The sequence below is a fragment of the Mycobacterium simiae genome (genome assembly GCF_008370645.1).
GTDB lineage: Bacteria > Actinomycetota > Actinomycetes > Mycobacteriales > Mycobacteriaceae > Mycobacterium > Mycobacterium simiae_A.
Genome location: NZ_VTZN01000014.1, coordinates 13644 through 38091 on the forward strand (window position 1 = coordinate 13644; position 24448 = coordinate 38091).

The 24448-nt window shown below is 64.8% G+C and carries 24 protein-coding genes; 6 read left to right on the top strand and 18 right to left on the bottom strand.

From position 1 onward, the window contains the following. The first annotated feature begins 9 nt into the window (after positions 1–9). Positions 10–693, top strand: a complete 684-nt coding sequence (locus F0Q45_RS04170) for a PhzF family phenazine biosynthesis protein (RefSeq protein WP_149652728.1) — start codon at positions 10–12, stop codon at positions 691–693. 2 nt (positions 694–695) lie between these two features. Here the strand turns inward: F0Q45_RS04170 and F0Q45_RS04175 are convergent, their stop codons facing one another. From F0Q45_RS04175 to F0Q45_RS04185, 3 genes are all read right to left on the bottom strand, one after another. Then, positions 696–1184: a peroxynitrite isomerase gene (locus F0Q45_RS04175; protein WP_149652729.1), complete on the bottom strand. Its 489-nt coding sequence runs from the start codon at positions 1182–1184 to the stop codon at positions 696–698. A 29-nt stretch (positions 1185–1213) separates the two neighbouring features. Further along, on the bottom strand, positions 1214–1678 hold the full coding sequence (nrdR, locus tag F0Q45_RS04180) for a transcriptional regulator NrdR (RefSeq protein ID WP_149652730.1): 465 nt from the start codon (positions 1676–1678) through the stop codon (positions 1214–1216). A 178-nt stretch (positions 1679–1856) separates the two neighbouring features. Further along, a complete protein-coding gene (locus F0Q45_RS04185) occupies positions 1857–2354 on the bottom strand; it encodes a LysM peptidoglycan-binding domain-containing protein (protein ID WP_149652731.1) in 498 nt (165 codons plus the stop codon). A gap of 233 nt (positions 2355–2587) precedes the next feature. Between F0Q45_RS04185 and lexA the strand changes: the two genes are divergently transcribed. Further along, positions 2588–3274 carry a transcriptional repressor LexA gene (lexA, locus tag F0Q45_RS04190; protein ID WP_149652732.1) on the top strand — a complete coding sequence of 229 codons (687 nt, stop codon included), beginning with the start codon at positions 2588–2590 and terminating at the stop codon, positions 3272–3274. 12 nt (positions 3275–3286) lie between these two features. Here lexA and F0Q45_RS04195 read toward each other — a convergent pair whose 3' ends face one another. Beyond that, positions 3287–5533 (bottom strand): LGFP repeat-containing protein, encoded by a 2247-nt coding sequence (locus F0Q45_RS04195; protein WP_149652733.1) that lies wholly within the window; start codon positions 5531–5533, stop codon positions 3287–3289. A gap of 290 nt (positions 5534–5823) precedes the next feature. Between F0Q45_RS04195 and F0Q45_RS04200 the strand changes: the two genes are divergently transcribed. After that, on the top strand, positions 5824–7005 hold the full coding sequence (locus tag F0Q45_RS04200) for a TerC/Alx family metal homeostasis membrane protein (protein WP_149652734.1): 1182 nt from the start codon (positions 5824–5826) through the stop codon (positions 7003–7005). A gap of 13 nt (positions 7006–7018) precedes the next feature. Here F0Q45_RS04200 and F0Q45_RS04205 read toward each other — a convergent pair whose 3' ends face one another. The 7 genes from F0Q45_RS04205 to F0Q45_RS04235 all read right to left on the bottom strand — a co-directional run bounded on the left by F0Q45_RS04205 (position 7019) and on the right by F0Q45_RS04235 (position 14510). Next, entirely contained in the window at positions 7019–8179 is a 1161-nt protein-coding gene (locus F0Q45_RS04205) for an acyl-CoA dehydrogenase family protein (protein WP_149652735.1), read from the bottom strand. A gap of 77 nt (positions 8180–8256) precedes the next feature. After that, entirely contained in the window at positions 8257–9705 is a 1449-nt protein-coding gene (gene hflX / locus F0Q45_RS04210; RefSeq protein ID WP_149652736.1) for a GTPase HflX, read from the bottom strand. 46 nt (positions 9706–9751) lie between these two features. Continuing rightward, on the bottom strand, positions 9752–10624 hold the full coding sequence (dapF, locus tag F0Q45_RS04215) for a diaminopimelate epimerase (protein ID WP_149652737.1): 873 nt from the start codon (positions 10622–10624) through the stop codon (positions 9752–9754). A 4-nt stretch (positions 10625–10628) separates the two neighbouring features. Next, a complete protein-coding gene (gene miaA, locus F0Q45_RS04220) occupies positions 10629–11558 on the bottom strand; it encodes a tRNA (adenosine(37)-N6)-dimethylallyltransferase MiaA (RefSeq protein ID WP_149652758.1) in 930 nt (309 codons plus the stop codon). A gap of 8 nt (positions 11559–11566) precedes the next feature. Then, a complete protein-coding gene (locus F0Q45_RS04225) occupies positions 11567–12259 on the bottom strand; it encodes a hypothetical protein (protein WP_149652738.1) in 693 nt (230 codons plus the stop codon). A gap of 50 nt (positions 12260–12309) precedes the next feature. Continuing rightward, the gene (locus F0Q45_RS04230) at positions 12310–13296 is read right to left on the bottom strand and encodes a DMT family transporter (protein WP_188112782.1); all 987 of its coding nucleotides are present in this window, start codon (positions 13294–13296) and stop codon (positions 12310–12312) included. 311 nt (positions 13297–13607) lie between these two features. Continuing rightward, positions 13608–14510, bottom strand: coding sequence for a DMT family transporter (locus F0Q45_RS04235; protein ID WP_149652739.1), 903 nt, complete (start codon positions 14508–14510; stop codon positions 13608–13610). 367 nt (positions 14511–14877) lie between these two features. On the opposite strand from F0Q45_RS04235, the gene F0Q45_RS04240 reads away from it, so the two are divergent. Then, positions 14878–16230: a DUF349 domain-containing protein gene (locus tag F0Q45_RS04240; protein WP_149652740.1), complete on the top strand. Its 1353-nt coding sequence runs from the start codon at positions 14878–14880 to the stop codon at positions 16228–16230. Here the strand turns inward: F0Q45_RS04240 and F0Q45_RS04245 are convergent. From F0Q45_RS04245 to recA, 4 genes are read right to left on the bottom strand one after another with little or no spacing between them, the layout of a single operon-like run. Beyond that, the gene (locus tag F0Q45_RS04245; protein WP_149652759.1) at positions 16227–16823 is read right to left on the bottom strand and encodes an Rv2732c family membrane protein; all 597 of its coding nucleotides are present in this window, start codon (positions 16821–16823) and stop codon (positions 16227–16229) included. The genes F0Q45_RS04240 and F0Q45_RS04245 overlap by 4 nt on opposite strands. 14 nt (positions 16824–16837) lie before the next feature. Beyond that, positions 16838–18394 carry a tRNA (N6-isopentenyl adenosine(37)-C2)-methylthiotransferase MiaB gene (gene miaB / locus F0Q45_RS04250; protein WP_149652741.1) on the bottom strand — a complete coding sequence of 519 codons (1557 nt, stop codon included), beginning with the start codon at positions 18392–18394 and terminating at the stop codon, positions 16838–16840. Positions 18395–18437: 43 nt separating this feature from the next. Continuing rightward, on the bottom strand, positions 18438–18959 hold the full coding sequence (gene recX, locus F0Q45_RS04255; protein WP_149652760.1) for a recombination regulator RecX: 522 nt from the start codon (positions 18957–18959) through the stop codon (positions 18438–18440). Further along, positions 18925–21081, bottom strand: a complete 2157-nt coding sequence (gene recA, locus F0Q45_RS04260; protein ID WP_149652742.1) for an intein-containing recombinase RecA — start codon at positions 21079–21081, stop codon at positions 18925–18927. The genes recX and recA overlap by 35 nt, the downstream gene beginning before the upstream one ends. A 170-nt stretch (positions 21082–21251) precedes the next feature. Between recA and F0Q45_RS29015 the strand changes: the two genes are divergently transcribed. After that, positions 21252–21683 (top strand): (2Fe-2S)-binding protein, encoded by a 432-nt coding sequence (locus F0Q45_RS29015; protein ID WP_262490863.1) that lies wholly within the window; start codon positions 21252–21254, stop codon positions 21681–21683. A gap of 65 nt (positions 21684–21748) precedes the next feature. On the opposite strand, the gene F0Q45_RS04270 is transcribed toward F0Q45_RS29015, so the two are convergent. Together F0Q45_RS04270 and F0Q45_RS04275 are read right to left on the bottom strand one after the other, a co-directional pair. Beyond that, the gene (locus F0Q45_RS04270) at positions 21749–21943 is read right to left on the bottom strand and encodes a DUF3046 domain-containing protein (protein ID WP_444875253.1); all 195 of its coding nucleotides are present in this window, start codon (positions 21941–21943) and stop codon (positions 21749–21751) included. A 22-nt stretch (positions 21944–21965) separates the two neighbouring features. After that, complete coding sequence (locus tag F0Q45_RS04275) at positions 21966–23132, bottom strand: glycosyltransferase (RefSeq protein WP_149652743.1); 1167 nt, start codon at positions 23130–23132, stop codon at positions 21966–21968. Between the two features lie 53 nt (positions 23133–23185). Between F0Q45_RS04275 and F0Q45_RS04280 the strand changes: the two genes are divergently transcribed. Further along, positions 23186–23617 (top strand): limonene-1,2-epoxide hydrolase family protein, encoded by a 432-nt coding sequence (locus tag F0Q45_RS04280; RefSeq protein ID WP_373424918.1) that lies wholly within the window; start codon positions 23186–23188, stop codon positions 23615–23617. A gap of 12 nt (positions 23618–23629) precedes the next feature. On the opposite strand, the gene pspM is transcribed toward F0Q45_RS04280, so the two are convergent. Continuing rightward, positions 23630–24445 carry a phage shock envelope stress response protein PspM gene (pspM, locus tag F0Q45_RS04285; RefSeq protein WP_149652745.1) on the bottom strand — a complete coding sequence of 272 codons (816 nt, stop codon included), beginning with the start codon at positions 24443–24445 and terminating at the stop codon, positions 23630–23632. Between the last annotated feature and the right edge of the window lie 3 nt (positions 24446–24448).

Genomic DNA, 24448 nt, shown 5'->3' on the forward strand with positions numbered 1-24448 from the left:
AGTCGGGCCATGAGCATCGAGGTGACGGTCTTGCGGGTTTTCACCGACTCAAAAGGCAATTTCGGGAATCCACTGGGCGTGGTTGACGCTAGCCGCGTTGCTACTCGCGACCGGCAACAGCTCGCGACCCTATTGGCCTACAGCGAAACCATATTCGTCGAACTTCCCGCCGCCGGCTCGCACACCGCGCACGCCACCATCTACACCCCCCGCACCGAGATTCCGTTCGCTGGACACCCGACTGTCGGAGTGGCGTGGTGGCTACGCGAGCGGGGAACCCCGATCAACACGCTGCACGTGCCCGCCGGCCTGGTCCAGGTGAGCTATCAGGACGACCTCATTGCGATCAGCGCACGGGCAGAATGGGCACCCGAATTCGCCATCCACTACGTCGACTCGCACGATGCCCTCGCGGCCTCGGACCCGGCTGACTTTTCCGACGACACCGCACACTTCCTATGGACTTGGACCGACGAGTCCACCGGCGCCGTCAGGGCCCGAGTATTTGCATCACATTTAGGGGTGCACGAAGACGAAGCAACCGGTTCGGCGGCCATGCGCATCACTGACTATCTCAGCCGCGACCTGACCATCACCCAGGGCAGGGGATCGGTGCTGACAACCAGGTGGAGCCCAGAGGGCTGGGTCACCGTTGCTGGACGCGCGGTGCGCGACGGCGTAACGCAGGCCTGATGTCAGGGTTGACGACGTAATTCTGCGGCAGTGTGATACTGAAGCGGGTGCCCGAGCGCGGCTATCTGCAACGAGTAAGAGAAGTTGTCGTCCGCGAAGCGGAAGGAGCGGGCAATCGAGGTCACCTCTTTAGCGGTGGGGGTCAATCCGATGGAAGTGGTGGCGAAATCGACGTGGACGACGTCGTGGTGATCCACTGAATACCTGCCCAGCTCAATTTCGGCAATGCCGCTCGGATGAGCCAGAACCAACTCAGCGTGACCCGGTTGCGGCACACGCAGGTACCCCGTTTCGGCGTGCAACGGCCTGCCATCGTCGGCCGCCCTGGTCTTGTGCCCGTACACGAGAAACGACTTACCCACATGGGAGAACACGACTTCCACGAAGTACTCAAAGGGCTCGGCCGTCGGATAGTCGCCCGAACCGCGGCCCACCCAGGTTCCCAGCAGGGGCGCGAGCTCCTTGAGTTCGGGGTGCAACTCCGCAGACACGGATGGAATCCTAGCCGGGCTTCGCCGAATCAGGGTGCAGTCGACACGTTGCGGTGCGCGCGTAGCGCCTCGATCTCGCGCTCAAAATCCTCGGCCGACGAAAATGACCGGTACACCGACGCAAACCGCAGGTAAGCCACCTCGTCAAGTTCACGCAGCGGCCCAAGGATGGCCAAACCGACTTCGTGACTGGGCACCTCCGGCGATCCTGCGGCCCGTACGGTGTCCTCCACCTGCTGGGCAAGCAGGTTCAACGCGTCGTCGTCCACGTGCCGCCCCTGGCATGCCCGGCGCACCCCGCTGATCACCTTTTCCCTGCTGAACGGCTCTGAGACACCGCTGCGTTTGACTACAGCCAGGACCGCGGTTTCCACCGTGGTGAATCGCCGCCCGCACTCCGGGCACGATCGGCGACGGCGAATAGCTTGTCCTTCATCGGTTTCCCGCGAGTCGATGACGCGGGAATCGGGATGCCGGCAGAACGGGCAGTGCATGGCCGCTCCTTCGCCATCTCGACGTCCCGGTATTTCGGACCTCTCCGAGAGTACCTGCGCGCCTCGCCGCACTGCCAACGCCGTCGCAATCCACGCGTGCTCAACCCCAAGGAACTCAAGGAACCCGAGGTGCCCGAGGGACGTTGTCGTGGAGCCGCTTTCGCCGCGAAACATGATGTCAGCCGACTGGCGCGATCAATGTCTGCCCCGCGGCCGGCGACGACGAATCCAGGGCGTTCAGTTCGCGGATGCGGTCGACAACCTGCTTAACCGGCGCGTCGGGCGCGACCCGAGCCGCGACGTCCGAGAGCGACTCCCCGGCCTCCACCCGCACCACGGCAAGCTTGTCGGGTACCGGGGCCGGCGAATCGGCGAAGCCACCGCTGACCATCGCCCCGAAATGCGCTACCAAGCCCAGCCAGAACGTGACCAGCCCCGCCAACAGCGCCAGACCCACCGTGGTCGCGAGCGGGACGGGACGGCGACGGTGCGGCGCCCTCGAAATCGCCACACCGGTGCCCCGGTAACGCAGCGGGGCACCGACCGGCCGCGACGGCCCGGGCCGCCGCGCGGAAGCCAGCTTGCCCTGGCTCGGGACGGACGCGGGGACCGGCCCGTTGACCGGCCCCCGCACGCTGCGGCAAGTGCGTGGCGGGATCGCCTGCATGAGTGTCATGTTGAGTCCTCCGACCGAAGGGTTGTCGCTCGTGTGTTCGACACACTACTCGCTTATGTGTTCGACATCCGAACATTTGATCGAAGCGTGTCGCCTCGAGCGCAACGCTAGACCACGCCACCGACATCGACTCTGCCCAACGTTTCGGACCGGCTCCGGTCGCGCGCCCTGGGTGCAACACGCCGTCGAACAAATGTTTGATTCTTGGTCAGGGTGCGGCTACATTCAGTGCCATGAGCCACAGCAACGACATCCCGGTTGCCAGCAGCGACGGCGGCGCGGCCTTGACTGAGCGGCAGCGCACTATTTTGAACGTCATTCGCACGTCGGTCACCAATCGCGGATATCCACCGAGCATCCGCGAGATCGGCGACGCCGTCGGCCTGACGTCAACGTCCTCGGTGGCCCACCAACTGCGCACACTGGAACGCAAAGGCTACCTGCGCCGCGATCCGAACCGTCCCCGTGCCGTCGATGTGCGCGGTGTCGACGACGTCGTGACACCGGCACCGGCCACCGAGGTCGCTGGCTCGGACGCATTACCCGAGCCCACCTTTGTGCCAGTACTTGGGCGCATCGCGGCCGGCGGCCCAATCCTGGCCGAGGAAGCTGTCGAGGATGTGTTCCCCTTGCCCCGCGAGCTCGTCGGCGAGGGCACGCTGTTTCTGCTCAAGGTGGTCGGCGACTCGATGGTCGAAGCCGCGATCTGCGATGGCGACTGGGTGGTCGTGCGACAGCAGAACGTCGCCGAAAACGGCGACATCGTGGCAGCAATGCTAGACGGCGAGGCCACCGTCAAGACCTTCAAGCGCGCCCGAGGTCAAGTCTGGCTGATGCCCCACAACCCGGCGTTCGATCCGATCCCAGGCAACGAGGCTACGGTGCTGGGCAAGGTCGTCACCGTGATCCGCAAGATATAGCACCGACCCCGGTCAGTCCGCCTTGATGAAACCGTTGGCTTGCGCGGCCTCCTCGCTGGCGAACCAAATTTCGGCAAGCGTGTCGTAGTACAGCGCGCTGCTCGGCGTGTAATACAAGCCGAAGCGCGCACTGGCCTTGATCGGATATCCCTGCGGGGCCTGGTACGGGTCGTGGTCTAGGGGCAGGTGGATCGTTGGTCGCACAGCCCGGCCGGGGCCGGCTGCGGGCGCGTGAGCCGCGTCCGTGGCGTCCAGCGAGACCGGAGCTTGGTCGTACTCTTCGGGCTCCGCCGCGGCGTGCCGACCCGCTCTGCCGCGGGGAGCCACTGCCTCCGGGACGGCTTCCGGACCGGCTTCTGGAAAAGCACGGCCAGCATCGCGAGCGGTAACGTGCGGCGCGACAATGTCCGGGAACGCAGCATCGGACACTGCGGTTTCCGCGATGTCTGTCTCTGCAGTCACTGCCTCCGGAACCGCAGTTTCCGGCACATAGCTTTCTGGAACACCGAAGGTTTCTGTCGCCACGGTTTCCGGGACGACGGGCTCCGGAACCGCTGCCTCCTCGAGGTCGGCCGGCAACACGACGGGCGTTGGCGCGGTGTCCACCGCGTCGGGGTCCACCTCTTCAAATTCAAACTCAAAGCCCTCGTCGGAACTGGGCGGCACATCGCTGCCGTATCCCCTGCTACCACGGGCATACTGCGCCGCGCCAGCACCGCCCCCGGCGTTGGGCCAGCCGAGACGTTGGGCGAACCCGGCATCGGGCGCCAGACGATCCGGCTGGTCGTCAAGTGGGAAGCGTTCAGAGCCGAAATCGGTCTCGTCTTGTGGCCAGTGCCCACCTTCGGCCCCGTAGCCAGGCTCCATTTCGCGGTCAAGATCCTGCTCGTATGTCGTTGCGGTGCGGCCGGTGCGGCGCCGACGCACACCCAGCACCACCAGCACAAACATCACCATCAGCACCACCACCGGTACGGCGGCCACCAGCCACCACCAATGCCAGGTGAACTTCTTGCCATGCGGCGGAGCCGCCGACGTGCTGGGCTGATTCTGTCCGGACACCTGCAAGCCGGATAGCAAGGGCGCCAAGTTCGCCGGATCGGTGCTGAAGGTGTTACTCGCGCGGTTCCAGGAGATCTTGCCTCCGGTGAACTTCTGGGACACCACATCCCCGTCGACAGTTTGGTCGGCGACCGGCGCACCGAGCTTGCCGGTGGCTCCCTTGAGCTTGTCCCAGGCGGCCTTCATGGCTCCGCGCACAACAAAGGCGCCGTGGTCGGACGTCCAGAAGATCACCGGCTTGTCAGCTGCCGAGAAGGTCGCGATCCGGCTGGTGGGCCCCAATCCGCCATCGGACTCGTTGGCGACCGGGAAACCGAGATCGCTGCTGACCGGCCCACCCAGCGACTCATATTTCGCCAGGATTTCGCCCTCGACGGCATTCGCGCCGGTTGCCGGGCTGAAGAAGATCTTGCCGCCGACGCAGTCCTGGGCGATACCGTCACCGCCAATCGGGTATTGCGCCCCCTTCTTGGCGCCCAGCGGGCCGGCGGCGCCGCCGGCAGCACGCCAGGCCATGTTGATGGCCGCGGTGGGGTCGATCGCCACCTGCAAGCCCTTCAACTGATCAGCCAGCACCGCCGGGTTGGTCGCGAACTCCTTGGTTTTCCGATTCCAAGAAATCTCGCCGCCAGTGAACTTCTGCGACGTCACCTCGCCGTCGTATGTTTCATCTCCCACCGGCGCGCCCAGGACGCCCCCAGAGCTGCCGAGCTTGTCCCACGCGGCGTTCATCGCGCCGCGTACGACGAACGCGCCGTGGTCGGGCGTCCAGAAAATGACGGGACTGTCGCTGGCGGCAAACGTACTTACCCGACTGTCCGGGCCGGCGAGGCCCGGGACTTCATTGATGGCCGGAAAACCCAGATCACTGTCGGCGGGGCCGCCCAGTGCCTCGTACTTGGCCAGAATCGGGCCATACAAGTACTTGGCGCCGGTATCGGTGGTGTAGAACATCTTGCCACCGTCGAAGTCCAGGGCGAACCCATCGCCGACGGGGTAGACGTCACCCTTCCTGGCGCCCAGCGTCGACGTGTCGCCACCAGCCTTCTCCCACGCGGCCATCATGGCGGCCTCGGCATCACCTATGGGGGATGCCGCCGCAGTGGGCGCCAGCAGTACCACGGCCACTGCCGTAGCCGCCAAGCTCAGCAACGCCCGCCCAACCAGCCTGCTCAATTGACCTCTCTGCCCGTTCACCAAGCCTCCCAGCCGCCGCCCTGCCCGGCCCCGCGAGCCGGTGGATCCTCCCACCCTGGGCCATCCCCAGCTACGATCCGCGTCGTTGCCGGGCTCGCATTACTTTGCTTTAGCGAACGCAAAATGCGAAGTCAAATCATGAATATTACAAAAACGGATACGCAGCTGATTCCAAAATGATGCCGAGACGCACTCGTGTCGCAAGAAACTGCAGTGCGGCCAGCATCCGGATTAGGCTACCGTGCCGAACAACTGAGCCCGACCGACCCGGGAGAGGAAACCCAGCTGAGATGGGTGGTTCCGGACTTGACTGGATCCTCACGATCGTCGTGATCGCGGCCCTGATGGTGTTCGATTACGTCTTCCACGTTCGACAGACCCATGTGCCGACGCTGCGGGAGTCGGCGCTCTCGTCGGCGCTCTACATCGGGATTGCGGTCCTGTTCGGTGCTGGGGTAGTCATCTTCGGCAGTGCCAACATGGGCATCGAATACTTCGCGGGCTACCTGAGCAACGAGGCCCTATCCGTCGACAACTTGTTCGTATTCCTGGTCATTGTCAGCAGCTTTGGGGTGCCACGGGTCGCTCAGCAGAAGGTGCTGCTGTTCGGCATCGCTTTCGCTCTGGTGGCGCGCACCGGCTTCATCCTCCTTGGGGCGGCGTTTATCGAAAACTTCAACTCGGCGTTCTACGTGTTCGGCTTGACCCTGCTGGTCCTGGCGGGCAACCTTGCCAAACCTGCAGACGCAGAACGCCGTAGCGCCGACAGCCTGGTCATCCGGCTGGCCAGCCGATTCTTGCGGACCTCCCAAAACTACGACGGCGACCGATTATTCATCACGGAGAACGGAAACCGGGTCATGACGCCGTTGGTGCTGGTTATGATCGCGGTCGGCGGCAGCGATGTGCTGTTCGCGTTCGATTCGGTACCCGCGGTGTTTGGTCTGACCCAAAACGTCTACCTGGTGTTCACCGCAACCGCATTCTCGTTGTTGGGCCTGCGCCAGTTGTACTTCCTCATTGACAATCTGCTGGACCGGCTGATCTATTTGTCCTACGGGCTGGCGACGATTCTTGGTTTCATCGGTGTCAAATTGATGCTGGAAGCATTGCACGACAACAACATTCCCATTATCAACCATGGCCGGCCGGTACCGGTCGTGGAAATCAGCACTAAGGCGTCGTTGACGGTGATCGTCGTCGTCCTGTTGATCACCACTGCGGCATCGCTGTTTTGGGTGCGGGGGCGCAGGCAGAACGTCGTTGCCCGGGCACGGCGGCACGCGCTTGAGTATCTGGACCTGCACTACGAGACCGACCCCGCCGAACGCGAGAAGATTTTCGCCGCACTGCTAGCTGCCGAACGCGAGATCGACTCGCTCCCAACGAAACAGCGCACACAGATCAGTCAGGAAGAAGAGTTGGGTGCGCTGCTGCGCAGGGCCCACGATGCACACGAAGCGTACGGGTAAACGGTCCCGCCGGCTAGACGCCCAAACTGCGGCCGACGATCTCCTTCATGATTTCTGTCGTGCCGCCATAGATGGTCTGCACCCGCGCATCGAGATAAGCGCGAGCCACCGAGTATTCGCGCATGTAGCCGTAGCCACCGTGCAGCTGCAAGCAGCGGTCGACCAGGTGTACCTGTTTCTCGGTGGAATACCACTTGGCCATAGCCGCCTGTTCGGCCGTCAACTTGCCCTCCAGGTGCAGCGCAATGAACTCGTCGACCATGATCCGCACCACGGTGGCCTCGGTGGCCAGCTCGGCCAGCACGAACCGGCTGTTCTGGAAGCTGCCGATCGGCTTGCCAAATGCCTTACGCTCTCTGGTGTATTCCAACGTGTCTGCCAGCACGCTCTCCATAGCCGCGGCAGCCATGACGGCGATCGAGATTCGTTCCTGCGGCAGGTTCTGCATCAGGTAGATGAATCCCATGCCCTCCTGCCCGAGCAGGTTTTCGACGGGAACCCGCACGTCGGTGAATGACAATTCGGCGGTGTCTTGGGCGTCCAGCCCGATCTTGTCCAGATGGCGGCCGCGTTCGAAACCTTCCATGCCGCGCTCGACGACGAGCAGCGAAAACCCTTGGGCGCCTTTGTCCGGATCGGTTTGAGCCACCACGATCACCAGGTCGGAGTTGATCCCGTTGGTGATGAACGTCTTCGAACCATTCAGTACATAGTGATCATCGTGTTTGACTGCACGGGTCTTGATGCCCTGCAAGTCACTGCCGGTTCCCGGCTCGGTCATCGCGATTGCCGTGATCAGCTCACCGGTGCAGAACTTGGGTAACCAGCGCTGCTTCTGCTCGTCGGTGGCCAGTGCCATCAGGTAGGGCGCCACGATGTCGTTGTGCAGGCCGAAGCCGATGCCGTTGTAGCGACCGGCGGTGGTTTCCTCGGTAACGATGGTGTTGTACCGGAAGTCGGGATTACCGCCGCCGCCGTACTCTTCAGGCACTGCCATGCCGAGGAACCCCTGCTTGCCGGCCTCCAGCCATACCCCGCGGTCGACGATCTTTGCTCTTTCCCATTCCTCGTGGCATGGCGCTACGTGACGGTCGAGGAAGGCCCGGTAGGACTCGCGAAACAACTCATGCTCGGGTTCGAACAGAGTGCGCTGATACTTGATGGCACTGCCCATGGCTAACCTCCGGCGAAGAGAACTCTGCTGCCCAACATATACCAACCAGACGGTTGGTCGGCAGCGTTAGCCCGGCGTTAGGCCTGCACCCTGGATGCGGCCGCAGAAAACGCCCGTAGGCTAGCCGCCAAGGCTTCGGGCACCCGCGCCTTGATCCGAGTGCCTTCCGGCTGATGCTCGGCCTCCTGCACTCGTCCGTCCGCGTGAACGCGGGCCACCAGATCGCCCCGGTGGTACGGGATCAATACATCCACGGCGGTATCAGCGGGAACGGCGAGCTCGGCCATCCGCTGCCGCAGCGCATCGATACCGTCTCCAATGCGGGCCGAGACGAATACCGCGCCGGGCAGCGCGTGACGCAATTTGGCTAACGCCAGATCGCTGGCAGCGTCGACCTTGTTCACCACCAGCAGCTCCGGCGGCGAATCTCCGTCGGTGGCCCCGTAGCCAGCGATCACGTCAGCGATCACCTGACGAACCGCGTTGATCTGGGCCAGTGGGTTCGGGTCAGCACCGTCGACGACGTGCACCAACAGATCGGCGTCCACCACCTCTTCCAGCGTGGAGCGAAACGCCTCGATCAGCTGGGTGGGCAGGTGGCGCACGAAACCGACGGTGTCTGTTAGCACGAATGGCCGACCATCATCGAACTCCGCGCGCCGGGTGGTGGGTTCTAGCGTGGCAAACAACGCGTCCTGCACCAGCACCCCGGCCCCGGTCAGCGCATTGAGCAGGCTGGACTTGCCGGCGTTGGTGTAGCCGACGATCGCGATCGCCGGCAGATCGCTGTGCAACCGGCGGCTGCGCTGGGTATCACGAACCTGTTTCATCTCTCGAATATCGCGTCGCAGCTTGGCCATCCGCTCGCGAATACGCCGCCGATCAGTCTCGATTTTGGTCTCCCCAGGGCCGCGCAGTCCCACGCCACCGCCGCTACCGCCGGCGCGGCCACCGGCCTGCCGCGACATCGATTCACCCCAGCCGCGTAGCCGCGGGAGCATGTACTCCATCTGGGCCAGCGACACCTGCGCCTTGCCTTCCCGGCTGGTGGCGTGTTGGGCGAAGATGTCGAGGATCAGCGCGGTGCGGTCAATGACCTTGACCTTGACGGCCTTCTCCAACGCGGTCAGCTGGGCTGGGGAAAGCTCCCCGTCACAGATGACAGTGTCGGCACCGGTCGCCAGCACCACCTCGCGGAGCTCGGCGGCCTTGCCGGACCCGATATAGGTTGACGGGTCAGGTTTGTCGCGGCGCTGGATGAGACCTTCCAGGACCTGCGAGCCGGCGGTTTCTGCTAGCGCCGCCAGCTCGGCCAGGCTGGCCTGGTTGTCGGCGGCGCTGCCGTCGGTCCACACGCCCACCAACACCACGCGCTCCAGGCGCAGCTGGCGATACTCGACCTCGGTGATGTCGGCCAGCTCGGTCGACAGGCCCGCGACCCGGCGCAGCGCCGATCGGTCTTCGAGCGCAAGTTCGCCGGCGCTGGGCCCTAAGGGGTCTTGGTGTGGGAATTCGGGATGTTTCATAGGCAATTAGCAATAGTGCACGTTGAATCGGTGACGTGCACCTGAATTAACGCTGCTGGGCATGCCACCATTCCCCACTAACGTCACCGGTTGCCACGAGCACCGACGGGCCGCGCAAGAAGCTGGTGGCATGGGTGATCGTCACTATGACGTCACCGCCGGCCACGCGCACGGTGAGCGTGCCCGTTGTTGCTCCCGTCCCCGCCAACGCAGCGACTGCGGCAGCCACGGTGCCGGTGCCGCACGAACGCGTTTCACCCACGCCGCGTTCATGAACACGCATACAGATCACCCCACCGGCTGGCGCGGTCAGCACCTCGACATTGACGCCGCCGGGAAACTGCGCGTGGTCGAACTGCACTGGGGCAGCAACGTCCAGTGCCGCAAGACCCGCTGCGGTCAAGTGCGGGTCAAGGCATGCCAGGTGCGGGTTGCCCACGTCGACAGCGAGCCCGCTGAATCGCCTGCCCCCCACCACAGCTTTCCCTTCCCCCAGCCGGTTGGCCTTGCCCATATCGACGGTGACGTCGGCGTTGGTTTGGTCTGCATGGTGCACGGTCACCGGTCGCGGGCCGGCCAGCGAACCGACGACAAACTCCTCGCGGTGTTCCAACCCACTGGCACGCAGGTAGTGGGCGAACACCCGTACACCATTGCCGCACATCTGCGCAGTCGACCCGTCGGCGTTGCGGTAGTCCATGTACCAGTCGGCGGCGCCGACACCGGCAGGCAATCGGTCCAGCACACCGGCCGCCATCGCGGCGTCGGCTGTGGTGACCCGCAGCAGCCCGTCGGCGCCCAAACCACGGCGGCGATCGCACAATGCGGCCACTTGGGCAGCTGAAAGCACTACCCGGGCTTCGATGTCGGGCAGCAACACGAAATCGTTCTGGGTGCCGTGGCCCTTGGCGAAGATCACCAGATCAGGTTACGTCTCGCCACACCCGCACGGCGGCCTCGGTGGTGCCGGCAGTTGCGGCGGCATCCAGCCAGTGCACGCGGTGGTCGCGACGGAACCAGGATCGCTGCCGTCGCACATAGCGGCGAGTGCCCAGGTAAGTCTGCTGGCGCGCGTCTCGCACTAAGGCGGAGGTGCCGCCGGCATCCAAAGCCCCGATCACCTGGGCGTATCCCAGCGCGCGCGAGGCGGTGACCCCGTCCCGCAGGCCCTCGCCGAGCAACGCGCGCACTTCCTCAACCAGCCCCTGGTCGAACATGGCGTCGGTCCGACGAGCCAGTCTCTCATCGAGAATCGCGGTGTCACAATCTAACCCGACGATGGCGGTATCCCATCGAGGCGTGCCGATGCGCGGCGCGGACGCGGCGAACGGCTGCCCGCTGAGCTCGACCACCTCAAGGGCACGGACCGTGCGCCGGCCATCGGTGGACAAGATCACGGCGGCTGCGGCCGGGTCACGGCGAGCCAGCTCGGCGTGCAGCTCCTCCGCCCCGACCTCGGCAAGACGCTGTTCCCAGCTGGCGCGCACTACTGGATCGGTTGCTGGAAATGACCAGTCATCGAGCAGCGACTGAACATAGAGCATGGAACCGCCGACCACGATGGGCAACGCTGCGCGGGCCAAGATCGCCTCGATGTCGGCGGCCGCGGCTTGCTGGTAGCGGGCGACCGTCGCCGTTTGAGTCACGTCGAGGACGTCGAGCTGATGATGCGGGATTCCGCAGCGCTCGGCGACAGACAGTTTCGCGGTTCCGATGTCCATGCCCCGGTATAGCTGCATCGCGTCGGCGTTGACGATTTCTACATCTACCTCACTGGCGAGCCGCTCAGCGACGTCGAGCGCCAGTTGCGATTTGCCGGTTCCCGTCGGACCGATAATCGTCAGCGGTCGCACGGCTGCCCTCACAGCTGCCAAACCCCGACGAAGTACCCGACTCCATAGGGCGCCCCCCGATAAAGCTCCTTGGCCATTCGCGGCCCGGCTCGGCTGAGCCCGGCCAACACCTGAAACGCGACCCGCCCGCGAACCGAACTGGGCAACTGGGCGAGGGCCGGTACATCGCCAGTGGCCAGCGCGTCGTAGAGGGCCAACTGCGCGCCGGCGCCGCTGGGGTCGAAACCGCCTGGGGCCCTGGGAGTCAGGGTGTTGACACCGTCGGCGACGACCAGCACGCCGATCGGATCAGACACCGCGTCGACCTCGGCACGCAGCCCGCGACCACGCCGCACCGCGGCGTCGGCATCGTGGTCGGCGGCGTAAACGCGCACCTGGGCAGTAGCCGCCGACTTTGCTTGGCCCCGTATCCAGGCCGCCATCAGCGCACACAGGGGCAGCACGGCCGGCAGCGGCGGCCCATCGCCGCGCTCCGAGAGTCGTACCCGCAGGTCAACGCCGAAGCCCGCGAAAGTACCAACCGCATCGGAGTCGACTACCTCGTCGGCGCGGCCCGCTCCGACAGCCACCCAGCGCGGCGGCAGTACGGCAGCCGCCGCCATCACCGCCGCTGTCAGGTCGGCCACCTCGGCGGCAGCCGCTCCGGCGAGTTCGGGAACGAGCACCGGTGCGGACGGAACGATCGCGATCGCGCTTAACACGCCATCAAACTAACGTGTCAACGAGGCTGACCCGGCAGGATCGATCAGGCTTACGCGGAGGACGATCCCAACGCCGGGCCATCTACGGTTATCACGGGATCAGCGCCATGACCCGCCTGGCTACCGGGCATGCCGTTGACCAACCGCACTTCTCGTACCGCGTCGCGCCCACTCAGACCAACCATTGTCGCGGCCTCGCCCCGGGCCAGCGCCACAGTCGCAGTGATAACCACCGCCACCGCGAGAACCAGCACAATTATTTCCGGGCCACTGGCTGCCAGCGTCTCGCCAAGCACGGTGATCCCCAACACCGTGGCCACCACGGGCTTTGCCACGATCATCGTCGGTAGCGAGGCGGTTAGCGCCCCAGCGCGAAAAGCCGACTGCTGGAAGATCATCCCGGCCAACGCCACCACTAGCCAGGGGTAGAACTCTGGCGCACGCAGCACCGCGCCCAGGTCTTCTTCGGCGACCTCGACAACTCCCTTGGTCAGTACGGCGAACAGCGCCAGTGATGAACCCGATACCACCGCCAGCAGCACCGCCGCTTGGGGGCGCCCCAACCACACGCGCGCCGCTAGCACACACCCCACCAAAATCGGGCCCATGATCGCGCCGACGATGATCCAGGTTCCCAACGATGCGCGCGGGTGGCCCGCTCTGGGGTCGCCGACGATGATGACCACTGCTAAAGCGGCTGCCAGCACCACGGCCCATAGCCACTCCCAGCGGGTGATCCGGTGATGGGCAAATCGCGCGTACATCGGCAACGCGAACAGCAACGCGGTCACCTGCAGGGCTGTCACCAGCATCACCGACGCCCACGCCAGGGCCAGGGCTTGCAGGCTGTAGTTGAGGACCGCTGCCATGCCGCCCAACCACCAACGGCCGTCGCGCAACGACATGCCGAACAGCGTCAGATGCCCGACCTGTTTGTCGGTGATTTCCTGCGCCGACCGCTGGCGGATTACGTCACCAGCCGCCGATGCCAGCGCCGCGCACAAGGCGATTACGGCGGCAATCTCGACCTTGGACATGCCCGACCCTCCACATCCCAGCTCGCCACCAGCGTTTCCCCGGGTCAGCCGCAAGTACACCTGGTGTTCGCTGGTAGTTCACTGACCACTGTATGCGCTGCCCACGCACCCGAACTTGGCCGAGCCCGTAGCAGCTGCGACAAGGGTGCCATCGATCTATCCGTCTCATGCGGCCGCTTTCCGCCGAACAGTCGATGTTCCCGCCACGCTACCGGGCCAGCGGAAGTCGTCATGGGGGCGCGCTTAACGGCAACCGAACCGTTATCCGTCGCTGGGGTGATCGCGGGTGCTTCGAGCGGCCGCGACTTTTATCAAGAGACCATAAGGCGGCCAGCAACATCCAGCTCACTGGCGGGTGCCGCCATCATAGCGGCCGCGTCGCGAGCCAACGCCAGCGTCGCAACAATCACCACCGCCACCGTCGCGGCCAACGTGACCAACTGCCCCTCACCGGCATGCAGGACCTCGCCGAGCACGGTGATTCCCAGAACTGACGCGATCACCGGTCTGGCCACGGTTATCGTCGGTAACGAGGCCGTCAGCGAACCGGCCCGCAGCGACGATTGCTGAAGCATCAGTCCGATCGACAGGACCACAATCCAGACGTAAAACTCCGGACACCGAAACATCGGCTCGAATCCTTTGCCGAGCTCGGCCACCACCCCTTTGGTCAGCACGGTAAATACAGCCAATGACGCCGACGACGCCAACGCCAGCAGGACCGCCGATAACGGACCCGACCAGACCCGGGCACCCACCACACAGAGGATTACCGCCGGGACCAGGACGATGGCAACCATGACCCAGGACGACAGTGGGGCGCGGGCGTAGCCCGCCGTCGGATCACCCGCCAGGACCAAGATCGCCACCCCGCCAGCCAGCAGCATCGCCCACGCCAATTCCTTTGCAGTGCACCGACGATGGGTCAGGCGGGCATCGATCGGCAGCGCGAACAGCAAAGCGGTGGCCTGCAAAGACTGCACTAGCACCACCGAACCCATGGTCAGCGCCACTGCCTGCAGACCGAAACTGCCCAGCGCCGCCAAGCTACCCATCCACCACTGGGCATGGCGCAGTGAGAGATGGAACAACGTAACGTGCCCGACTACCTTGTCGGTGACCTGCTGGGCTGAGCGCTGCAGGACCACATAGCCGACGCCTGCCAGCAACGCAGCGCCCAGTGCCAGCAACGTCGCCACTCCGACATTTGCCACGGTGAGCTCCCTCCGACGGCCGCCCGATAACTGGCAGATGAACGATTGGTTACGCCGTTGCTGTTTAATAATGGCTGTTGTGCGCTTGATCACAAAGTGACCCTTTGTCGAAAACGGTGCCAGGGCCCAGGGAGATCCACAGGGACCCAACCTCGACCAGCTGTACGCCTGGTGGTCGAAGAAGCACTGGTGATAGGAAGGCGGCCACGCACAGCCTCGCAAGCTGCTTCAATACTGTTAGAACCGGTCGCAAAGTCAGGTGACGGCTTATGGCCCCATCAGACAACCGACTGTACGGGTGCCGCTTCGCGCGGCAGGCGCGCGGATATCGACCGCGCGAAGGGTGCAAAAGGCAGGTGACAAGCGCATGAAGGCGGATGAGTCCCAGGGCAACGATCTGCACCCACCGCTTCCGGGACCGATTCCAGGACCGGTGCCCCGGCCCGGACCGCGGCCGGGTCCGCGGCCGATGTCGCGGCCTGCCGGCCACCCGGTCGCAACTCCCCCACCCAGCGATCCGCACCGCTTCGGACGTGTTGACGACGACGGCACGGTGTGGCTGATCACATCGGCCGGCGAACGCATCGTCGGCTCTTGGCAGGCCGGCGACCCGGAGGCGGCATTCGCGCATTTCGGCAGACGATTCGATGACCTGAGCACCGAAGTCACCCTGATGGAAGAGCGGCTGGCGTCCGGTACCGGCGATGCTCGCAAGATTAAAGCCAACGCGATAGCCCTGGCCGAAACATTGCTGACAGCGTGCGTGCTTGGCGATATCGATGCTCTGACGCAGAGATTGACCGGCCTTCGCGAGCAGGCCGACGCTGTGGCCGCCGCGGATCGCTCCAGACGCGAAGAGCACCGAGCCGCGCAGACCACGCGCAAGGAGGCATTGGCCGTCGAAGCTGAGGAGCTGGCGGCCAACTCAACCCAGTGGAAGGTCGCCGGCGACCGGATGCGGGCCATCCTCGACGAATGGAAGACGATCACCGGTCTGGACCGCAAGGTCGACGACGCGCTGTGGAAGCGGTACTCGGCAGCGCGGGAGACCTTTAACCGTAGACGTGGATCCCACTTCGCGGAACTCGACCGGGAGCGCACTGGTGTCCGGCAGACCAAAGAACGGCTCTGCGAACGCGCCGAGGAATTGTCCGACTCGACGGACTGGACCGCCACCAGTACGGAGTTCCGGAAGTTGCTCACCGACTGGAAGGCCGCGGGACGAGCCAGCAGGGATGTCGACGACGCCTTGTGGCGGCGTTTCAAAGCCGCGCAAGACTGCTTCTTTTCCGCCCGCAATGCCGCGACAGCGGAAAAAGATGCCGAGTTGCGGGCCAATGCCGCCGCCAAAGAAGCGCTGCTGGCCCAGGCAGAATCACTCGACACCACTAATCACGACGCTGCCAGAACGACGCTGCGCACGATCACCGAGAAGTGGGACGCGATCGGGCGAGTGCCGCGGGAACGGTCCGCCGAGTTGGAGCGCCGGCTGCGCGCGGTCGAAAAGAAAGTACGTGATAGCGGCGAATCGGATTGGTCGGATCCCCAGGCTCAAGCCCGCGCCGAGCAATTCCGCTCCCGTGCAGAGCAGTTCGAGCAGCAGGCCGCGAAGGCGGCCGCAGCTGGCAAGACCAAGGAAGCCGCTGAGGCCAATGCGAACGCCGAACAATGGCGGCAGTGGGCCGACGCTGCAGCCCACGCACTAACTCGTAGGTCCTAGCGGGCCCCATCGGTGGCGGCAGAGCCGTCGCGTGGCGCGTCAGGATTGTCCACGCTGTCCAACAAGGTTTTGGATTGTTGCTCTGCAGCGTAGCGGCGACGCTGTTCCTCCGCGGCGAGTTGCACGATGGTGCGCTGCCATACCACGCGGGCCCAGTGGAATGTCAGCAGCATCACGGTGATCCACGAGACGACGAGCCCGATCCCCGGACCGGGGTGCCCGGCGGCCACGGTCTGGCGTGACCAAACAGCCAACAGCCCGGTGGCACTGGCCAGCGCCGAGCCCGCCAACGCCGTCCAGGCCAACGCCCACCGGCGAGTCATCAGTGCCAGCATGGAGAAGCCGACCCCGAAAATCAGCGCCAACCAGGCAAAAACCCGCGAGGGTAGGGCCACCGCGGCGGCGGCAGCGCCATGGCTGCTGAACAGCACGTCCCATCCCCGCACGCTGCCGGTGTGCGGCAAGATGAACGATCCGAGCAGAACAAACACCAGGATCGCAACGATGAACGCTCTGATGCCTGGCTCTATCGCGCCGGCAACCCGGCGCTCCGCCGCTTCAATCTCGGACCGGTAGGCGTCGAAATCGGCCATGTCAACTTCTCCGTTCACTGGACCATAGTTCGGCACCCGATTGGTTCCGGCGCGACGTCGGGCCGCCCGAAACCCGGCATGCCCAGGCCGACACCAGGCGACCGCTGTGCGGCGGCATGAGCGTCGCCGGCGCGGGTACGGCGATGGGTCAGAATGTCAGCGTCAGCGATGAGATGGTGCGGAGCCGCGTCGGTGATCGTGGTGGTAAGGACGTCGCCGGGTCGCACCTGCTGGTCACCCGCACGGAAATGAACCAACCGTCCGTCACGTGCTCGTCCGCTCATCCGCGAGGTGCGGATGTCCTTGCGTCCTTCACCAGTAGCAACCAGCACCTCGACGGTCTGCCCGACGACGGCTCTGTTTCCCTGCAGCGAGATCTGCTCCTGCAGCTCGATCAGCCGTTCATAACGTTCCTGCACAACGGCTTTGGGCAACTGCCCATCGAGTTCGGCGGCCGGCGTGCCAGGGCGTTTGGAGTACTGGAAGGTGAACGCGGCCGCGAATCGAGCCTGGCGCACCACGTCGAGGGTGGCCGCGAAGTCCTCCTCGGTCTCACCGGGGAATCCCACGATCAGGTCGGTGGTGATGGCGGCTTGCGGCATCGCGGCGCGAACCCGCTCGATGATGCCGAGGTAGCGCTCGGCACGGTAGGACCGCCGCATCGCCCGCAAAACCCGGTCCGAGCCGGATTGCAGCGGCATGTGCAGCGCAGGACAGACGTTGGGTGTCTGCGCCATCGCCTCGATCACGTCGTCGGTGAACTCGGCGGGATGCGGGGAGGTGAACCGGACCCGTTCGAGTCCTGGCATACGCCCACAGGCGCGCAGCAGCTCGGCGAAGGCGCCCCGATTGCGGGGTTGTGCGGGGTCGGCGAACGACACCCCATAGGCGTTGACGTTTTGGCCCAGCAAAGTGACTTCGAGCACACCAGTATCCACCAGCGATTGAACCTCGGCCAGGATGTCGGCCGGGCTGCGGTCGATCTCTTTGCCTCGCAGCGACGGAACAATGCAGAAGGTACAGCTGTTGTTGCACCCAACGGAGATGGAAACCCAAGCGGCATAAGCGGATTCGCGGACAGTTGGCAGCGATGACGGAAATTGCCGCAGCGACTCGGCGATTTCGACCTGAGCGACTTTGTTGTGCCGAGCCCGCTCGAGCAACGTAGGTAGCGACCCCAGGTTGTGGGTGCCGAAGACGACATCGACCCAGGGCGCCCTGCGCAGCACGGCGTCGCGATCCTTTTGGGCCAGGCAACCGCCGACTGCAATTTGCATGTCCGGGTTGGCCCGCTTGCGCGGAGCCAGGTGGCTGAGGTTGCCGTACAGCTTGTTGTCGGCGTTCTCGCGCACCGCGCAGGTGTTGAAGACCACAACATCGGCGTCTTCAACACCTGAGCCCTCAGCCGCACGCCGGTAGCCGGCGGCTTCCAGCACACCCGCCAACCGCTCGGAGTCGTGCACGTTCATCTGGCACCCGTAGGTGCGTACTTGATAGGTGCGCGCCGCTGCGGGCGCGGCGATTTTGGCCCTGTCCGGAGCCTCGGCGTGTTGCGCCACCGTCGAAGTCACGGGGCCATGGTACGGCGACCGGCCGGTCCGCGCTGCGACCCGCCTAGACCCGCCGGCGCTCCCGTTCGGCGGCCAACTCAGCGACGACCACCTCACACGCCACCGTCTGGCTGTACCCGCGGCGGGCCAGCATCCCCACCAGCCGGCGGCTGACCCGAGTTTCGTCGTCGCCCAGCGACTCACGCCGCAACCTGACCCGTACCAACTGCTCGGCCCGCGCTCGCTCGGCACCGGCATCGATTCCGGCAAGCGCCGCAGTGATCACGTCGTTGTCGACACCCTTGGTATGTAACTCGGCGGCTAACACGCGCTTGCTCTTTCCCGCGTTGGTTCGCCGGGACTGCACCCAGTGTTCGGCGAAATCGGCGTCGTCCACCAGGCCGACAGCCGCCAGCCGATCCAGCACCCGGTTGCTGGTCTCGTCGGGGTATCCGCGTTTCGCAAGCTGGCCAGCCAACTCGGCCCTGGTCCGTCCTCGCGCGGTGAGCAGGCGCAGGCACAACGCCCGCGCCTGCTCCTCGCGGGAGGGCTCAGAAGTCGAGGGGGGCGGGCAAGACATCGCCATTTGCGGGGTCATCGGTCACCACTGCGCCAATGCCAAGCTTTTCCTTGATCTTCTTCTCGATCTCGTTAGCCACGTCGGCGTTCTCCATCAAGAAGTTGCGGGCATTCTCCTTGCCCTGGCCCAGCTGCTCACCCTCGTAGGTGAACCAGGCCCCGGACTTGCGGATAAAGCCCTGGTCCACGCCCATATCGATCAGCGAGCCCTCTCTGCTGATGCCCTTGCCGTAGAGAATGTCGAACTCGGCCTGCTTGAACGGCGGCGACACCTTGTTCTTGACGATCTTGACCCGGGTGCGGTTGCCGACCGCGTTGGTGCCGTCCTTGAGCGTCTCGATCCGCCGGACGTCCATGCGGACCGAGGCGTAGAACTTCAGCGCCTTTCCGCCGGTTGTCGTCTCGGGTGAATTGTGCACCATCACTCCGTCCGCAAAATAATTGTGCGACCCCTCGACCTCGATATCGAAGCGACTCATGATGGGGTAATCATTCTTTGATTCAATCTCGGTGACACGAGCCGGCATTAGTTCCATCGTTGGTTCAACGAACTGTGGCGTCACTATGCTGCGGCCATGAAACCGCGGTAATAGCTTGTACGCCATGCATGGCGCCATGTAGGGCGCCACTAGTTGCTGAAACTTCGCAGTAGCTGCGGTAGAAAACACCAAGACTGCCTTGGCGGCCGCGCCGGCCTTCCGAAGTCGCAGATCGAGGCCGTGGGTGTCGTGCAGATAGTCACGAAGCCGCACTTGCGAACCTTCGCTCATCGCCTCAACACAGATCTCGATTCGCCCACTTCCCCCTTGTGTGCGCTGTTGCAGGCCCTTGGAGCGGAGGCTAAATGAACCGTCGTCCATGTACCAGATCGCTAACGACAATGGGGTGAGCCCCTTGAGGTATTCCTCGGAGAGGAACTTCTTTCCATCTCCCAAATACACCGCGCTTCGCAATTCATGGAGTTCCGCGAGCGGGGAGAAGTCGACGAACACTGCGCCTTTGCCGTTAACGGTGCGACTGTGCGAGATGTTTCCCAGCAGAGAGACTTTCCAATCAAGATAGGCCGACTGCTGCGCTCCGTGTCCGATGCGGAGCCGCGCGCTCTCGGAATCCTGTCGAACTGGCGGGGATAGACAACCATCGCCCATCAGCGAACCCAGCACAACTTCCCACTGCTGATCACTGAGCAGACGCGGCTGTGCCAACATCACTCGATCGCCGACATCTATGTCTTCAGCTTCGCGCCAGCCAACAGGGGTTCGAATGAGATGGTTGCGAGTCATCGCCAGGCTGGCATGCCCACGTCCCGTCCCGCTTCCTGCTCGATCAACCTTGAAGTGCAGGAACTCTTCCGTTTTCCCGTTGTTAAACCAATTGGTGACCCTGCGCGGCACAATTTGTCCGGATTCGAAGTCGTATGACAAGACCTCGACGTCCATCTTTTGATTCACAATCTTGCCGAGCTTCTCAGTCGATCCGTCGGCCAGGATGACGTTGGTGTACCAGGACCCACATCCGAACATCACCCCGATCTTGTCCCGGAGCTGGTTGATGAAGATCGCCGTGGTTCCCGAATTATTCAGTGCACCAGTCATTTTCCGCAGCGCCTGGCTCATCAACCGGGCCTGCAGGCCGACGTGGCTGTCCCCCATCTCGCCTTCGAGTTCCGCGCGCGGCACCAGCGCGGCCACCGAGTCGATGACCACGATGTCGAGCGCGCCCGAGCGGATCAGCATGTCGGCGATCTCGAGTGCCTGTTCGCCGGTGTCCGGCTGGCTGACCAGCAGAGAATCGGTATCCACACCGAGCTTTTTGGCATATTCGGGATCCAGCGCGTGCTCGGCGTCGATGAACGCCGCGACACCGCCGGCGGCCTGGGCGTTGGCCACCGCGTGCAGTGCCACGGTGGTCTTACCCGAGGATTCCGGGCCGTATATCTCCACCACCCGGCCACGCGGCAGGCCGCCGATGCCCAGGGCGACATCCAGGGCGATGGACCCGGTCGGAATGACTGAAATCGGCTGACGCACCTCGTCGCCGAGGCGCATCACCGAGCCTTTGCCATAACTCTTCTCGATCTGGGCCATCGCCAGTTCGAGAGCTTTCTCACGGTCGGGGACTTGCGCCATGGTGCCTCTCCTATAGTCGGTGTTCGGTTGACCGGTATCGGTCGGTTGGCTGTGACACTAGAGAAGGCCACCGACAAGTCGACATCTCCGAATGCCCACCACAGTAGCCGAACATCTGTTCGACTCAAGTTGACACGCCGGACGCGGCATTATCAGCTACCGAAGAACACATGGACATCTCCGCGGAATTATCCGAAATATCCTCGTATGGTGGCTTTTTCGCGTGGACCGGACGCGGCGCGGCAGCCGGATGGCATCCGGTCAGCCAGTCGTACGCCGCTGGCTTCGCGGACTTGATCGACGCAACCGTCCAGCACTACCGCACCGAGCCGCGGGTCGGCGCCTCCCTGGTCCACCTCGGCCACGCGGCCCGGCTGTGGTCGCCCGTGCTCGCGTGCGTGTTGGGTCACGGCATGGTGCCGGACCTGAGCGAGCTGCAGCGCGCCGACGACGCGGCGCAGCTCAGGCTGCCCGAACCCGTCGGCGAGCGCGTCTCGCCGTCCCCAGAGCGCGTGCTCACCGGACTGGGCTTCAGGCGTCGCAGCTGTTGCCTCTGCTACCGCGCGCCTGCCGGATCGAAATGCGGCGACTGCCCGCTCTAGCGTGCGCTGACGGTGACGACACGCCGCGCGGGATCGCCCTGGGTGCACGTTCGATCCGAGCAATATCACCACTGATCGCGCGGAACGTCGAAGTCCGCACACAGCGCCCGCCACACGTCACGGGGGTCGACTCCGTCCTCGATCGCCTGGGCTGCGGTACGGCCACCGAAGCCGCTCAACACGTGGTCCACCAGCACCGAGGCGCCGTAAGCAACGCCGAATCGAAGGGTGACCCGATCGTGGAACTCCGTTCGCCGCACGCCAGCCAACATACCCAGCCAGTCACCGCGCCGAAATGAGCGCTTCATGACACACCTGCACCGGATCGGCAACTCCGGCGATGCTGGCCGCAGCCTGCTGTGCGGCCGCGCCGTAGCGCGGCGACGACAACACCTCGTTCACTGCTGCCACCAGCGCATCGGCGGTCAACGGGCGAATCAGTCGCGCGCTACCCTGCCGTACCACTCGGTTGGCGATCTCCCACTGGTCTCCACCGCCGGGAACCACCACCAGCGGCACCGCGGCCAGCAGTGTCTTGGCTACCATCCCGTGACCGCCGCCGCAGATCACCACATCGGCGTGGGTCAAGAGTTCGGTCTGGCTGCCCAGTCCGACCACGGCCCAGGACGGCACCGCTAGGTCCTCGCCGCCCAGCCGGGAGACCACCACACGAGACCCCGGCGGCACCGTCTCACCCGGCGTCAGGCATTGCAGCGCCATCTCCGCCAGCCCGGCCGCTCCGGTCGCCGCGGTGGACGGCGCGACGACTAGCACGGGCCCGGGACCGGTCGGGATCGTCATTACCCGATCGGTCGGCTCGAAATGCAACGGTCCTACCACGACGGCCTCCGGCGGCCAGTCCGGACGCGGAACTTCCAGGGCGGGAAGCGTGGCGATCAGCCGCCGCAGCGGCCCAGGGTCGCGGGCCGGCAGTCCGATCTCGACCCGGACGGCCGCACGCTGACGCAGCCCCGCACGCCAAGACCGTGCCGTCAGCGCCCGCATGGTGGCATCGCGCAGCCGGCCGCGAATGCCCGTGCCCGCTGCCAAGCCGCTGCCAATCGGCGGCAGACCCTTGGACGGCAGGTACAACGGGTGCGGATTGAGCTCGATCCAGGGAATCCCCAACAGCTCGGCGGCCATACCACCACATGCGGTGATCACGTCGGAGACCACCAGATCGGGAGCCAGGGCATGCAGCGCCGGGGCATTAAGCACCGCCATCTGAGCGGCTCGCCGGTGAATCCTGGCACCGGCGTCGAGGTCGTCGTCGGTGGCCGCCAACCCGTCCAGCTCGAGTGCGTCGACTCCGGCCGCCCGGGCAGTATCCAACCAATCCACCCCGGTGAACAACGTCGGCGTATCGCCGGCTGCCTGCAGGCGTTGGCACAGCGCAATCGCCGGAAACGAGTGTCCGGGATCCGGCCCAGCAACCACGGCGACGCGCACCCGCCCTACCCTGCCACAGCGCCACCCGGCCACACTCGCCTACGCTGGCAAGCATGACCGAGCTGACCCACACCACCGCCGATAACACCCGCACGGTCGAGAATTTCCTGAACGCGCTGCAGAATGCGGACTTCGACACCGTAGCTGCGGTCCTGGACGACAACCTCGTCTACGAGAACGTCGGATTTTCGCGGATCCGCGGCGGCCACAGAACCGTGAGGCTGCTCCGCAAGATGGAAAGGCGCCTCGGGTTCGAGGTCAAGATCCACCGCATTGCCGCCGACGGCGCCGCGGTACTCACTGAACGCACCGACGCGCTGATCTTCGGCCCGCTGCGGCTGCAGTTCTGGGTGTGCGGCGTGTTCGAGGTGCGCAACGGCAAAATCACGCTCTGGCGCGACTATTTCGATTTCTACGACATGACAAAGGCTCTGTTGCGCGGCCTGGCGTCCCTGGTGATCCCGTCGCTGAAAGCAACAATGTAACGAGCGGACAGCTCAACGGCGTGGCAATCCGCCAAGTTCGTCGAACGCCTGCGCCCACCCGACCAAACGATCGGTGGCACCGACCAGCTCGGCACGGTAGCGCTGTTGCGCCGCCGCCTCACCCACCGCGCCGCCGTTAGCTGATGAGACCAATTGCGCTGCGGCGGTGACTATTTCGTTGTACTGGCGGACGCCGGCGCTCAGCTGCGCGGTGAACGCGTTGATCGTGGGCACCAGATACGACCGTGATGCTGCCGAGTGTTGCGCCGCCCGCTCCATCGACACCACCTCGGCAGCTGTGGCTGCCATCGCCGCCGAGGTCTGCTGAGCGGCGGCCGTCAAGTCGCGGATCTCCTCGGCCGGCAGCATGGCCCCTCGCTCCAGCACGCCCAACAGCGAAAAGAACCCGCGTTCTGAGGCTCCCAGCGCGGACATCGCAGGTCTGGCCGCCGAACCGGGCGGTGGCAGCCGGCGAGTGTTACCCGGGCGCTGCGCCGGCAGCGGCTCGGACCTCAGCCAGTGATAGCGGAAAAACAACAACGTCGCGGGGATGACCTGCACCACCGCAACGGCACCGGTGATCTGCAGCAGCAACGCGAACCAACCCCAAGCCGCCAGCACCGCGGTTACCCCTGCCCAGAACACGCACCCGGCGCTGAAGATCAGCGCCCACCGCAACGCCCGTCGGCGCCGGCGCAGCAACCGGGCCCGCGGGTCGGTCGCGGCGCTGATCTGCTGGGCAGCGAAGTCGGTAAAATCGGCGACGATGTCGAATCCACGCTGCAGCAATGCACGCCACTGCCCACGTTGAATCGACTTCACCGCCATCTG